A 16016-nucleotide genomic window follows, 5' to 3' on the forward strand; every position below is an offset into this window, starting at 1 on the left:
TGTTGTTGTTCCTATTGAGGCCGGCGTTGTTAACATGAAACTGAACTTACCGTCAACATCGCTTATGCAGATTGTTCTGTCCAAGGTTCCGCCGCTTGACACTATTGTTAAACTTTTCCCGCTTACTCCTTTTGAATCTACATCCTTTATCGTGCCGTCAACTAATACAGCCTGAGCGGCCACACATGTTGTAGGGAATAATACCATACTGATACTGTTCGCGGGTTTCGTAAACAGTATCGCATCACTTAAACTGCTCTTTCCGCCGCCTGTTATTTTTATCTTTATGTTCTCTGCCGCGCTGTATGTAACTGCCGGTAAAGTGATAGAGCTGTCTATATTATTCGATATAATGGTTGTGGATACATTCAAAGTTCCTGTTCCTGGGGTTACTCCGTCTGATGCCAGTACCGCGCTGATTGTTACCGTAACCGGAGATGTCAGATTTACAGGCCCTCCGTTTACATCGCACGCCTTTACTTTCATACTGAACGGTTGATTGATAAGTAAATTATTTAAAGATTCAACACTGAAACTATCTATCGTGGTCTTTGTTGTCGACACTGTTACAAAATTTATCAAGGTCCCGTTAGATCCATTCTGAATTTTTACTATGTAATCATAATCAGGATTATCAACAGCCGCTAAAAGACAGCTTGCTTCTCCGTTGGAATCCGTAGTTGTGTCAAATGTACTTGACCATGCATTCTTCTCAGGTAACGACCCATATGAACTGCCCATTGAAAACGAAACGCTTTTTCCTTCGGCAGAAACTCCGCCTGCCTCCATCTTTGCTATTATTCTACAAGTTGACAAAGGTTTTATACTTATTGGCTCTGCTCTTGAAGTTAATGTATATGGATTTACACTTGTCCCCAATATTCCTACTGAATAAGAAGTCATTCCTGCCGAGGATACGGTAATAGTATTATTTCCTGCCACTGCATCAAATCCGGTATTGTTTAAACCACTTGCATTGTTGAATAAATATGCTTTCCCATTGGAAGTCGTTGTTAATGTTAATGGTGAAGTAGCTGCATAAGTTGGAGGATATCCATATCCAACTTGATATTTAAAACTACCACCCGTTGAATTGCAGATAATCGTTACTCCTTTGGCAGCCACTGTTTCTCCCAGATTATTTAATATCTGAACATATATTTCAGCAGACGCATGAGTGGATGTTGCTAAACATGCAGGCGCTGTTATTTTTAATTTTAATCCGGATAATGTGTCTATACTTTTTACAGTTATAGCTTTTGTTAAAGTATTACAGCTCACATTTATTATATTATCCCCGGCTGCTGTAATATTGGTAAACATTGAAGCTATTGATGTTCCCGTTGAGTTCGCTTTGATAGTTAAAGAAGTCACAGTAACTGTACGAAGAACCCAGCCGGAATCATAATATGAATTGACAAATTTACCTGTACCGCTTACAACACTAAATAATACATCCGACCCGCCTAAAGGATATCCGTTACTATCCTTTACAACTGATTTTATATCTGAAGCCCCTGAATTAATAAATACAACAGAAGGATTAGCCGACACCTGTAAATCAAAAACGTCAACTGTTTGAATTGTTGCAGTCCCTGATATTCCTCCGGCACTTGCCTGTATAACAGTATTCCCGGTTGCCGCACCTGCAGTAAATACCACAGAGGCTTTTCCATTAGAATCAGTTTTAGCAGTCGGAGAACTTAAGCTTCCAAGACCGGATAACACCGAGAAATTTACTATCATTCCTGAGGCCCTGTTTCCATTTATATCCAGTACATCAGCATTTACCTTTGTTGTCCCTCCGCTTGCTATTGTTTGACTATCCAATGAAACAGCTATATTACCCGGTTTCACACTGCAGATTATCCCCGCCTGGTGCTTTAACCCGTTATACTCCGCTATAATCTTATTCTCTTCCTGATTTGAACCAAGCGTTAAAGTCGTAAAAACAGCGCCTGTTGCATTTGTCGTACCTGAAGAGACGCTTAAATTGCCACCTCCTGATAAAATTGAAAAATTCACTACCTCTCCTGGAACAGGCTGAGATAAGCTGTTATATAATATGGCTATTAAGGAGACAGTTGAATTCACAGCATAATTATAAATACCATTGGCAGGATACATAGATATATTATTACTCACTTCTTTTGCCGTTATGTTCCTTACAACAGAACCGCAGGTTAATTTCACTATATTAGTACCTGCCGCTGAAAACCTAAATCCTAATTGCGTCTTTCCTTCTGAATCCATTATGACTGGAGATGCCGGCTCTATTGAGGTTAATGTGGTTCCCGTAGTAATTGCGTGGGTTAATGTTGCAAACGGAACTAATTTTCCGGTCCCGTCTTTAATAATTATATTTACTACTGCATATCCTGATGAAGGCGCTACTATAGTATCCCCTTCCGCCACATATATTTCTGCAGGAGTCACACCGGTTATGGCAGTTGAAGAAGTTATACTTCCGCTTGTCAGTGTTATTGTACATACACCATCCGCTACCGTATATGTATTTTGTATCTTCCCTGAAGAATCACTCACTGTAACTGTGCTTCCAAGTGTCCCTTTTCCGCCGCTGTTACAAGTCACAGTTGTCCCGCCTACGGGATTTCCTGCCGCGTCTTTTATATACGCAAATACTTTAACTTGTTTTCCGGTGCATATTGTTGTTGCTGTCATACTCCCATACTTAAACACAGCCGTACTAATTGAAACGGGAATATTACTTGTAAAATTTATACTCCCGCCAAGTCCATATTTACCGTTACTATCAATTGTTTTTATATTTATTGATTCTGCTTTGCTGTATCTTTCATTTGTGATCGTTTTCGTTCCGCTGCCTAAAACCGCCGAGATTACTGATAATGTTCCTAATGCCGTACTTCCTTCAAATCCTGTCGGGGTTGAGATAAGATCAACAGTATTACTTGCATTGGCCACCAAATTTTCATATTTATCCATCGCGCTTATCGTCAATGTAAAATCAGTATTTATTAATGATGTTGTTACAGAACTTTCCACCTTATAATGATCTATATCTCCGTAAACCGTATTTATAATTGCAGTACCGCTTATCCCGCCTGTCTCTGCTTTTATTGTACATACGGCTCCCGCTGTTGTTTCTGCGGCATAAGACACTTTTGCTATTCCGGTTGTGTCCGTTATTACTATATTAGCGCTTAAACTCCCTGCTCCGGATAATATACTTATGGTAACGGTAGTTCCTGCAACTACTACATCACTTCCATCTTTTACCAATACATCTACCTCCGTTCCCCCTCCGGTTTTCACTGACGTTATTAACGGCGTTACGGTTACGGAACTAACTGCATTTGTCCTCACATATACAGTTCCTTTAGCCAAACTGCCGCTGGTTATTTCTACCGTATTTGGATTACTACCGCTTAATGTTAGATTTACTTTTGCCTCTCCATTGCTATCCGTCCCTGCAGTTAAACTGCTTAAAGTACCGGTTCCTTGCGTTACATTAAAAGTTATCACAGTCCCGCTAGTCGTTATCTGGTTCCCATATATATCAAGTATCTTCCCTGTTATGGTAACTGTTTCTCCGGAGGTTGCCTGTTCTTTGCTCAAACTTCCTGCTGCTTTCAGAGGTTTACTGCTGTCTGCTATTACTGTTATTACATCGCTTATTCCTGTCTTTCCTTTTACATCTTCTACTTTTACTCTTATACCGTTTGTTTCAACTATTGCATATGACGTTGTTACTGTTCCAATCCCTTCAATTAAAGATCCCAAAGGATTTGATAAAATACTGCTTGCGTTTGCCTCGGGATTATTCCCCATTACAGCAGTCAAATTCAGATTTATATTTGTTGTTGTAATAGGCAAGACCACATTTTCGGCAACATCGCTGTACGCCGTTAGTGTCAGATTAAACAGTTCACCTGCTTTTACTGTTAATGACGTTGTTGCAACCTTATAATGATCCGGTACCACTCCTTCTACATCAGTTGTGCAGGTAAGGGGTGTCCCGGTTGTTTTAATCGACTTTACTGTATTAATTCCTACATTAGATCCTGTTGTTAATACCGTCGAATACGCATTTACCGTTGATGCCGGATTTACACTTTCGCCTCCGGAGGTAACAGAATAATTCAACGTTGTACCAAATGGAAATGCACTCGATCTTGTCCCGGTACCGTCTATTCCATATATATTAACAGTACTTATATCTCCCGGAAGAACCTTTGGAGATGCCGGAACTCCCTGCAAAGATACTATAGAAGCGCTGTTTGTAGTTGTCGTAAATGATAAAGTCGGGTACTTTATTCCCCCGTATGTACTTACTCCACCTCCGGCTATCTTTGATATTACACGGTAACCGTATATCGTTGAGGGATTGAGTCCTGTTATCGTCACACTATGGGTTGTTACCAGGCTGCTGTCTTCAGCCGTAATATTAATATTTGACCACCTCGAAACATCAGAGTATGTAAAAGCAGTATAACCACCGCCGGCATATACAGCGTACTCTACCTGTGTTGTCGCCGGAACAGTTGTGGTCCATTTTATTACTGCACTAGTATTCGCAATATTTGTAACTGCTGTTCCGCTTATTACTGTGCTCCCTGCCGTTACTTCATATTCATCTGTATATGGACCGTAGGCACCTAATGCATTCTTTTGATTTAATCTGTAACTGTAGGTTGTACCGTTTACTGCAGTTGTATCAGAATATGTAAAGTAATTACTTGTTCCCTGATGAGTATATTTCAACTGCCAATCTCCCAAGGGAAGTTCTTTTCTATAAACCTGCACTCCTTTGTCATAATGCCAATCATAGTCTATAGTCATAACAACTATTGCTTCGCCGGACACAGTAACAGCAGTTGGACCTGTTTTACAATATTTAAAATATGGTTCAGGAATTTTTGTTTTCGCAGAGAATATATTTCCTATTGCAGGCACCGATATCTTTCCGTCTGTAAGTACATATACAGAAGCATCACCGTCTTTATACTCCTTGCCATTATCCCGCGTTACATCATAATATCCCCTGTAAAATAATCCCGTGCTATCCATCTTCTCCAGTACTCCGGAGGAAATGTCAAGATCGCCTTGCTGGTCTAATTTATAACTCGGTAAGTTGGCTCCATCCGTTGTAAACACACTGAAATACGTCCTACCTTCTTTTGCATAAATCCTTGAAAGTAGCGATCCGTCGACTACATACACCGGCAGTTCCGTGGTAAGATCTTTATCACTGTAATACATTATTGCGCTGTTTGGAATACTTGCAGCGCCTATGCTTATATTTTTCTTTCCAACACTATATCTTGGAGATGAAGGAGCTCTATCTACCAAGGAGTTCACATAACATATATTTGTGTTATCTCCATTATCTATAACAGTAAACAACTCTCCGTTATGAACTATATATGACGTATCTTTCGGCATCCAGAATTTTATACATATATTATCATATATTGTATAATGCCCGTTTGCTACCTGACCAATATTTACGCTAACATTACCGTCATTTGTCGATAATCCGTCATATTTTGGTTTATAACTAACCGCTATTTTTAAATTCGGATTGTCCCAGTTCTGCGGCTCTACGGAAGATGATGTAACCTTATTATTCCCAACCTTTACTACTCTGAAAAACGGATATTTAGTTGTTCCATATGAGACTCTCATCAATGCATTTGTTTTTATATATTTTGTCGGGGTTACTCCGCTTGTAGTTGATGCATCCGCCGCAAAACTCAACGCCGTGTCAACTCCGTAAGCATCGCATATACTTCCTATCTGACCTGTGTCTTTATTGTAAAATATCGTCTTCATATCATAACTTCCCGCTAATTCAGCTCCCAGCCAGGACATCTGCTCATTCCCTATTTTGCCGTTTACATCTGTTGTATCCAAACCTACAAATCTTTGATTTCCGTAATTAAAGCTGTAATATCTCGGTCCAATTATTCTTTCATACAACTTATGTGTATCTGAATCACTGTTTCCGTAGCAATCCGTATCTCCCGGTACCACAAAAACAGGCACATCACTTTTCGTTATAGTGTTTAAAAATTCATTAAAATTATACTCGGAACCACCGGGAACCAGATTACCGCTTACGATAATAAACTCAGGGTTAACAATATTTGATTGATCCAATAATTTTTCCAGATTTCCTTCGGTCATTGAGATATGCATATAATAATAATTTGACTTGTAATCTTTTACAACCTTGAATGAATTTTTTGAGACCTCAGACGCTTCATTACAGGTTATATACAGGTCATACAAACATTCCTGCGTATCTGACGGTATTGTGGTTGTAAGGTTCCATTTACACTTAGTCGGGTCATAAACAGGCGTTACAGATAAATTAACCTCCGTTGCCAGTTTTTTCAATTTAGCTGTCCATCCGCTTGCAGAAGATGTCGCTGAACATTCTATTACTGCATTATTCCCGCTCTTCACTATTAACGGCATTGTTATCTTTGGTCTTTGTATCAATGATACCGCCGCAGGCTGGCTCTCAAACGCATACACATACCCTTTATTTCCTGTTACCATAACCTTGTTATCTGCTACTATCACAGTTCCAAATCCCCGGCCGTCTGGATTTACATATTTCCAGACACATTCTCCGCTCACACTGGTTGTATCCGTTTTACACGCGTAAAATACTCCGTCTTTTTTATCCTGCGTTGAAGAGGTCTTTCCTTTCGTTCCGAAATATACTATATTTCCAGAAAGCGCAGGCATTATTGTATCGTCAAACCACTCTTCTGTCTTATATTTCCATTTTAAACTTCCAGTATTCGCATCCAACGCGTAAAAAGCCCCATCTGTACCGCCAAAATATACTACTCCGTTGCTCACTATGGGTGATGTCATTCCGGAATAATATCCTATTAAATATTTATAATCAGGTACCGTATCATACTGGTATTTCCATATTTCATTTCCTGTCGCTGCATCTAAACAATTCATATATATAGTAAAAGGCGTATACCTGTCACCGCCCGTAGCCCACTGAGTACCCCCTTTTCCCTGTGTTCCTCCTACATACAATTTCCCATTTTCATACGCAACTGATGTATAATACTGCCAGAATGTCCCTTTTGACCATTTGCTGCTTCCTGTTCTCATATCAATGGCATGTAAATTCCCTGCACTTTCAATATACATTGTATCGCCAACAAGACACGGTATCGCCATTGTTTCATTCATACAACTATATTCCCCGTCTCGAATTAACGGGTACATCTGGCTGACTTCACTGCCCCATTGAAAACTTCCCACTCTATTATCTCTTTCCCATTTATACATATCTGCTGTACCATCATCAAAGACTTTTGAGCAAAATATCATATTGCTGACCATATTACTGCTGTCCTCACACCACCATAGTGAATAAACACATCCGTTATCGTAAGTGTATCCGCCTAATTTCCCGTTTCCATACGCAGGAACATTAAATGTTTTTCTTCCGGTTGCTTTTTCGTATATCCTAAATCCTCCCTCATGCCCGTCCGTACCCAAAATATACTTATCGTAAACTACAGGATAAAATATATTTGTATATAAACCAACCTCGTCATTACCCCATACAACCTTAGAGGCATCTATATCATATGTATATAAATCCTGGGCATTAGACCATAATACATGCAATAAACCATTGCTATATACAGGAAACCCGTCTTTATTGCCTGTTGCCTCATAATTTTTAAATTTTAACGCCAAAGGCGGAACCACGACATCCGCGCTTCTTCCGGAGTGATAATTGTCATGCATGGCCGTAGGCCAATCATCCGAGCGAAGCGAGGAGGGAAGCAAGAAAAGCAGGAAAAGCAAAGGAAGTTGAGCAAAGTTTAAATATCGAACCATAACTCTTTGCAAAATCCACCTAGGTGGACAAAAGAAACGAAGTGAGAAAAAATAAATAAATAATAATGATTTTAGTGATTTATGAAGTTGTACAATTATTTTCATAATATATTTTCCTTTTCTTTCTGTTCTTTCTTCCCTTACTTTACTTTCCGCCCTAAAGCCTGGCGACCAGACTTTACTTTCTTCTTTTGCTTCATCTCCTGTACTTACTGCTTTTACTTCTCTTACTTCCACTACTTCCTTTACTTCTTTTCCCTTCTTCTCCAAACTTTACAGAAAGCGATACTCTATGCGCGCTTCCTAAATCGCCGAACAGACTGAAGTTATAGTCCAGGCTGCAGATCATGCCTTCCAGATTCTGTTTTACTCCGGCTCCTACATTTACATTGTTTAAGTCATAACCTATTCCATAACTTCCGCGGACGCTTACAAAGTTATCATAACAATACTCAGCTCCTACGCTTTCTACGGTTTTTGAACTTGCGAGTATATAACTTCCGCCTAAAGCTACAGTCAGGTCGTCATCGCTCATTATTGAAAGTTTCGCTGATAATCCTAACCTTGCCAGCATTGGAGAGACATCTGATCCTACATTGCCGCCTATATTACTGAGTGATGCACCGATACCTACTCCCTCTATTCTATATAATATTCCCACATCTCCCATTATTCCGCTTACACTGCTTCCGTCTATATCCTCTGACGCATATTTCAAACCGGCTCCAACATTTAAACTTTCTCCTAATTTATATCCAATCGAAAGACCGCCGGCTATATTATTCGGGTTGAAAGCTCCCGCGGTTCCGGAATATACACCCGTATTATCCTCTGTTGTTTTAGTTATGCTTCCGTAGTTCAAATATATTACATAAGAACCAAGGGTCATATTTTTTCCGGCAGGGATAACACCGGATGCGTATTCATAGCTGGTCTCATCTATGTATGCCAGATGCATGAGGGAGATTTCCGGAGTTGTTAACCTTGCAAGACCTGCGGGGTTGTAGAAGCTGGCATTTGAATCATCCGCTAAGCCTACGTAACCGTCTCCAATACTTGCCACTCTTGCGGAAGGTTTTATTTTTAGGAATTGTAAACTTTCTGTCCCGGTACCGGCTGGAAGAGTGGATGACAGGAATGTAATAAGGAAAAAACAAAAAGGTATCAATGTAGTTGCCTGATTTATCAGACATTTACAGGCTCGATACTTTTGCCCGCCAATCTTTTTGGAGGGAATCGAGCAACTACAAGATCTCGAGCTATTTTTATTTAGCTTGCATTTACAGCACCAAGCACGCATCGTTCCTCCTTGAAAAAGATTCCACCTCCGCCAGTTATATTGGGCGGATCCCTCGATGATCCGCCTAACATAATTGGCAGATCTTTTGATGAGATTGCAAAGCTTTAGGATTTCACTGATACAATCGATAATTTAGTGTGCCGGATATGGATACAGTATCCTTATACTCAGCAAAAGAGCCGTCTTTGAAAAACAAAAATACCCGGCAATCATTATACAGCAAACAATAATACTCCTAATCTTGTTCATTGCTTCCTCTCTTTGTGCCCTGCCTTACTTTAGTGTTATCTTTTCGGATATTTTCAGACCTTAATATTGGACATCAAGGGTTAATACTTCTTTTACAGGCCGTCTTAGAGACAGCTCTTTTAACCGGAAACCGTAACCTACTCTAAAAACAAGCACCAGTCCATTTTTATCTGACACCGGAAATATTGTTTTAAATTCTTCGTATAAACTTTTCAGTACCCTGTTTTCTTCTACGGTAAAACCATTGTTTTCACTTTTTTTTATTCTTTCAAAAAATACCAAAAGAGAGCCTATCGGCTGTAATGATAATCCGCTTTTAGTAACAGCAAGCCATAGATGCTCCAAATCCTCTCCGCCTTTTACAAAATCCCCGGTTGTTGAATTTTCTCTGTACAAGAAACCTATGCTTGCCGAACTTTTGACCAAGAAGTAAGTACTTAGAGCCATCAGATGATTCATTTTTATATATTTATTGAGAAACTTCATACGTTTCCAGGGTTTTAAAAAACTAAAAAACAGGCAGCCTAACCACCCTAGTCCTAAATGTTTTTTATCAAGACCCTTTCTATTCCCGGATTCTTTTTTGCTGAAATGTATTTTTGAGAAAAACTCTTTATGCATATTCATATTGCCATATCTGATACAATCGACTTTTTTTGCAATTACCGCAATCTTATTAATATCCTTTTTATCGGAAATAAAGGCTAATTTGGAATTTTGTCTTATACTCCCTTCTTCTTTTAAATAATCCGATATATTTAATGGAATCTTCTTAAACGGGATAAAAGGCCGCCTGTTAGTTGCTCTTTTATTTATACAACTGTATAAATCCTGTCCATCTTCTTCTATTTTTAGTTTAATAAACCTTATACGGGCTGTTAAACATTTTTCTTCTTTTTTAGAAAAATATTCGCATGATGTACTAAACCCGTTATTCCCGGCTGATATTCTTATATTCTCTATAACGGCACCTATTGAAATATAGACGCCTATATTATCAGGATCAAGATAACTTATTGCTTTCTTCATATAAATATCAAGAGAATTGCTTTTTTCATTTAAAACAAACTTCCAAGGCTGGCGGTTAAAACCTGAAGGAGCTCTTACGGCATCTTCTATAATATTATTAATTACTTTTTTAAGATCAACTCTTTCACCGGTATTTTCATACTCCCTTGGAGCTGCTGCAGAGAAGGATTGCCAGTCGTCATCCGCCTTAGTTAGAATGAACTTTGATGACCAGGATAATTGAGGGATTTCTAACTTTTTATTATCTATACCGCCTTCAGTCCCGGCCATGTGTCATCTCCTTAATCAGATTTATCTTTGTCGTTAATTACATTATAAGTATAACTCGTTTTTCCAAAATGTAAATAGCATTTTATTGTTATTATTAGCATTGTATTGGTATTGCTAGCACCTGGCTGGTATTTTTAAACTGATTTACGTCTATATTCGGAAGGGGTGATTCCTGCAATTTTTTTAAATGTTCTGGCAAAATAATTTGGATCAGGAAATCCCGACTTTACGCTGACTTCCCCTATATTTAATCTGACATCTCTTAATAGTTTTTTTGCCCTTTCTACCCTTAAGACGGCAAGATAATCAAATACTGTTTTATTTGTTTCTTTTTTAAATATCTTTGCCAGGTAGTAAACAGAAATACTTACATTATCGGCTATATTATTCAAGGTCAATTTTTTTTCCAAATTGTCCTGTAAATAAAATATGGTCATATTTACTATTGTAGATTGCACCGGCTTTATATCCAGTCTTTTTATAATTTCTGAAGCATTCCTCAGGCTCTGATGCGGATTTATTTTCTTGTCCAAAGAGTTCATAACTGCTTCTTTTAATACCGGAGATATCTTATCCCAGTTTTTTATTTGAGACAAATACTTTACTTTAATATTTTCTATTAATACATCCGCTCTTTTATAAATATCTTTTTTTTCCAATATCCCGGGATCATAGCATATATTCCTTCTTCCCGGAAATACACAGCCCCCGCCCGACAGCTCCACTTTTTTTTGATTTTTGAAGCTCGTAAAATATTTTAATAATTTTACTGCTTCTTCTTCATATTTGTATTTCTTTGAAACCGAATAACAATGCGAAGAGACCAAAGACACTTTCTCTTTTCCATACGGACCTAAAGGGTAGCAGCTAAAATCCATATCACCTTTGGATATTACTTCTTCAAAATCATAAGCCGAATTAATAAAGAAAAACACAGCATCCCTGTCGTATACAAAACCGTGTACATAACCTTTCGGGTAATCCGGATGCAATATTTCATGCTTATATTTCATATCATACATAAATTCTAATGTACTCACGAATGACTTATCTGTAATATCTATTTCCCCCTCTTCATTATATATCTCTCCGCCGTTACAAAACAGTAAAACCAAAAACTTATTATATATATTATCGCCCCAGGCTGCTCCCTTTAATTTTTCGTTATTTTCCTTTTTAACAATATCTTTTGCCTGATTGATAAATTCCTCCCATGTTTCCGGAGCCTTTAATCCATACTTGACCGATAAATCTTTTCTATATCCCATTAACTCACATTTAATATCGTCAGGCAAGCCGTATATATTGCCGTCGCAGCTGCATCCTTGCAGCGCAGTATCAAAATATTCCAGTTTTTCATTTTTAGTTAAATGACCCTCCAGGCTTATAACCATATTTTCTTTTATCAAATATTGAATGTTCCTGTCGCTACATAAAAATATCCCTATATTTTCATCGTGATTTAAAGTTTCTTCAATGTTTTTATTGTCAAACCAGCCTATCGGCAAATTTAATATCTCTGCTTTAATATCCGGATTACTCTTATTGTATTCATTTATTATACTTTCAACCAGCTTGTCTTTATAAGTTATTATCCTGATAATACTATTTCCTTTATCTTTTAAAGAACCGGTATTGGCAAACTCGCTCATTTTTGTCAATTCAATATTATTCTGACTTATATTTATTTCTTTTGAGATATTTTCGAAGTTTTTATCGTTTGCTTTTATAATGGAAACAATTTTATGCGAGCTATTCATTATATATTTTTGGCTTAAAAAAATAATATTATCAAATATCCCGAAATATGTTTTACTTTTAAAAGTGTTTTCAATATCAGCATCTAATAATATAACCGAGGTCTTGCCTGTAAATACTTTTCTGATTATTCCCAGTATTTTGTAAAGATCTTTTTCGTCTTTACTATAAAGATCTATTCCGTCAAGAACAATCCTTTTTATATCCCTTTCTTTTACAATTGAATCCAGCTGTTCCAGTATTTCTTCTATAAATATATCAGAAGTTATATTAAACACATCCAACCGGTCGCCTTTTTTATACTCTTTTAGATAATATTCATCTAACATTGCCACACGGGCAGTATTGATCATCCTTTCTTTGTTAATATTAAATCCCGCATACAGGCATTTTTCTTTTCTCTTCACTCCATCTCTTAAAAAACTTAATCCAAACAGTGTTTTCCCTGTGCCGCTTCCTCCCTCAATCAAGCTGCTTTCACCTTCAAAATATCCGCCCTGCAGCATTTCATCAAAACCTTGTATCCCTGTTCTTACTCTCGTTCTTAACAACTTCGATTCTACATCTTTCAATTTTAATTCTAACGCATCCGTATTTAAAAATACCCTTACGCCGCTGCTTGTTATCTTCATTAAATGCTTTCCGCTATATACTATTTTTCCGTTATTTTTTGTTATCTCCATTGTTTTTCTTATACTTTCTTTTTTTGCCTCTATCTTTACAATAATATCCGCAATATAATCCAGATTATCAAGAGTGTTCTCTTTTTTTATCAAGACACGGGTTATATCTTTTTCCTTAAGCAGTTTTAAAAACAGGAAGAAATCATTCTGAACCCTGCCTGCATCCCCGGACATTTCAAAAAATGAGTTTGCGCTGTCGATAACTACTACTTTTATCTTATTATTTTCTATAAATTTAATAATAGAACTATTTTTTAAATCGCTCAGGCTATTATATATTTCCGGAATATTATCTGACACAAACAAAGATTTTTGCTTTATGCGGGAAGCTAATTTCCAGCCAAAGCTTCTTGAGTAATTTAATAAGGATTTTTCAGTATCAAACGAAGAAATGAATAAGGAAGGTTGGTTGATATTTGCTATGAGCTGCATGGCTAATACGGTCTTACCGCTTCCGGGAGGCCCTTCCAAACAAATAGAACTGCCTTCATAAATACCTCCGTCTAAAATCTCATCCAGACCGGAGATTCCTGTTTTTATCCTTTCTAATATTTTATCTGCCATAGCATTTAAAGTATAACAAAAATAATGATTGTTTGGAAGAGATTAAAGCAGAGGGGCGGATCTTTCGTAGAGATGCGCGGAGGCTTGGAGGCGCGGAGGTTCGGCAAATAACAAAAACCGAAACAGAGGCGCAAAGGGTTAGCAAAAGCAGCTTTCAAAAGACCTCTCCGAAGGCGGGCATGATGGATTTGAGAAGAAGGGAATTAAAGACAGCCGGAGTTCATTACTTCTCCAGTTGTAATTTAATATTTTCGAACTGGGCATCTCCAACCTCTTTTTTAGTGAAGGTGGCGCTTTCAGTACTGCCGGACATGAACTCAATTTTATCCACCGTGAACTTTACCCTTGTTACCAGGTCAAGATTAATATAATGGATCTCGTTATATTTTTCACTTGCGGCATTTGTCTTTTCCACTTTCAACATATTTTTCTCCTTGCGGCGCGAAAATGATTCAGCCGCTTATATCCAAAAGCAACTTCATTTTTGAGTTTCAAGAATATACTAACACAATTATCATGGTTTTTATCACACTTTTCTCGTTCTACAGCAGCCATTGACAATCAAAATCTCTACTTGGGTATTTCTATTTCCTGCTCTTCTACTGCTTTCACTCTTTCGATACGGCCGGGAATGCTGAGTAATTTTCTGTTCTTCCACCTGCCGGACTTGTAGTAAAAGTAATTCAGGATAAGGGTCACATACGTGCTTATCAGTATGGCTGTCCAGATACCTCTCTCCGCCAGCGGGGTCTTTTGAGAAAGGAACCAGGTAAGCGGTATCCTGAATATAACGGCAGAGATAAAAGTAAGTATAAGAATAGCCATAGTGTCGCCGGAGCTTCTTACAACCCCCATAAAAGAAAAAACCAGTGCAAAGCCGATGTAGGTGAAACAGACAATCCTAAGATAATCAACCGCATGAGGCACAATAAGCGCCGCAGTCAAAGGGTCTTTATTAAAGAAAGAAACTATCTGTTCGGGGAAGAAAAAGATAACGACGGTAAAGAAGGCGGCAATAGAACATGAAAGGATTATTCCGTATTTTAATATTTCCTGCACCCTGTCATACTTTTTTGCGCTGATGTTTTGGGCGGCCATGGAAGTCACGGCAAAACCGACGGCCATAGACGGAAGGAAGGCAAGCTGGTCGCACTGCTGGCCAATCCCTGCTGATGCGGTAACAATAGTTCCGAATCCGTTCACAAAAGACATGATGACCGAACCCGCAATGGAAGTGATCACCATCTGAAGCGATGCCGGAACACCTATAGTAAACAGCTTTTTAATTATACTCCATTCCACAGTAAAGTCCCACTCCCGGATATTGAAGAAGGGGTTTTTATAACTGGCATAGAAGTAACCTGCAATAAGACTTATAACACCTGAAATAATGTTGCCGATAGGAGCACCGATAAGCCCAAACTTCATTACCAAAAGCGGTACGGATATAAGGTTAAGCACTGCGTTAAAAATAAGTATATAAAGCGGCGTCTTTGAATCTCCCAAACCTCTCTGAATGCCGGAATACCAGTTATAGATAAAATTGAACGACAGACCGATCAGGACTACTCTGAAAAACGAATTTGCCTGCGGCATTATTTCAGGCGGGCATTTAATTATGGTGAGCAGTTGTTTACTAAAAACTATGCCAAGTACGGATAAAATCACGCAAAGCGCCACGCTTACCATAAAGGAGTTCGCAAACGTCTTTTCCATATATTTATAATTTTTTGTACTGAAGGCTTGCGCTACTATTATATTGGCGGCTATGCTCATTCCGATCAAAATCGAGATAAGAAAGAAAACTATAGGCATGGAAGTAGCCACCGAGGCAATAGCTTCATGCCCGATAATCCTGCCTACCCATACCATGTTCATCATATCCACTGCCATTTGCAGGAAATTACCAAGCAGGAGAGGAAGCGCAAAAACGATTAGCTGTTTTGGAATACTGCCTGTAGTAAAATCTTTCAAATTAAGCCTTCTTTCTGAAAAAGAGAAAAATATGCTATTTGCCGGAACCACTTTGCTTGTAGCTTATTTCTAATTGTACGCTAACAAATATTTAAGTCAAGAATATTTTTCAATGCTTTTCAGAAGACGAGGCTTTCGAAAGGCAGAAGACTGAAACCGAGAATAGCGGGACAGCGACTTTTATTTTTTCGCTCCATTACTCCAATTCCAGGCGGTTAAACCTTTCAATAAGGAGCTTGTCAAAGTCGTTGGCCAGATTCTTTGGAAGCTCTGAGCCCGCAATTCGTGAACGGAACAACTCTTTCTTTCCTTTAAACTTCTCG

General features: G+C 38.3%; 5 protein-coding genes and 1 pseudogene (1 of these 6 running past the window's edge). All 6 read right to left on the reverse strand.

From position 1 onward, the window contains the following. Window positions 1-8136: pseudogene (locus A2536_00800) on the reverse strand (hypothetical protein) (it extends 42 nt beyond the left edge of the window). Then, window positions 8063-9166, reverse strand: a complete 1104-nt coding sequence (locus A2536_00805; protein OGF45762.1) for a hypothetical protein — start codon at window positions 9164-9166, stop codon at window positions 8063-8065. The pseudogene A2536_00800 and the gene A2536_00805 overlap by 74 nt, the downstream one beginning before the upstream one ends. Before the next feature lie 309 nt (window positions 9167-9475). After that, window positions 9476-10714, reverse strand: coding sequence for a hypothetical protein (locus tag A2536_00810; GenBank protein OGF45763.1), 1239 nt, complete (start codon window positions 10712-10714; stop codon window positions 9476-9478). A 134-nt stretch (window positions 10715-10848) separates the two neighbouring features. After that, complete coding sequence (locus tag A2536_00815) at window positions 10849-13719, reverse strand: hypothetical protein (protein ID OGF45764.1); 2871 nt, start codon at window positions 13717-13719, stop codon at window positions 10849-10851. A gap of 223 nt (window positions 13720-13942) precedes the next feature. Continuing rightward, window positions 13943-14143 (reverse strand): hypothetical protein, encoded by a 201-nt coding sequence (locus A2536_00820; protein ID OGF45765.1) that lies wholly within the window; start codon window positions 14141-14143, stop codon window positions 13943-13945. A gap of 146 nt (window positions 14144-14289) precedes the next feature. Beyond that, a complete protein-coding gene (locus A2536_00825) occupies window positions 14290-15693 on the reverse strand; it encodes a hypothetical protein (protein ID OGF45766.1) in 1404 nt (467 codons plus the stop codon). Window positions 15694-16016: the final 323 nt, after the last annotated feature.

This window comes from Candidatus Firestonebacteria bacterium RIFOXYD2_FULL_39_29 (assembly GCA_001778375.1).
Lineage (GTDB): Bacteria > Oederibacteriota > D2-FULL-39-29 > D2-FULL-39-29 > D2-FULL-39-29 > D2-FULL-39-29.

Bases quoted from the DNA above. Each gene is read 5' to 3' on its own strand.
- A2536_00810 (OGF45763.1), bottom strand. From the start codon at position 10,714: ATGGCCGGGACTGAAGGCGGTATAGATAATAAAAAGTTAGAAATCCCT.
- A2536_00815 (OGF45764.1), bottom strand. From the start codon at position 13,719: ATGGCAGATAAAATATTAGAAAGGATAAAAACAGGAATCTCCGGTCTG.
- A2536_00805 (OGF45762.1), bottom strand. From the start codon at position 9,166: ATGCGTGCTTGGTGCTGTAAATGCAAGCTAAATAAAAATAGCTCGAGA.
- A2536_00820 (OGF45765.1), bottom strand. From the start codon at position 14,143: ATGTTGAAAGTGGAAAAGACAAATGCCGCAAGTGAAAAATATAACGAG.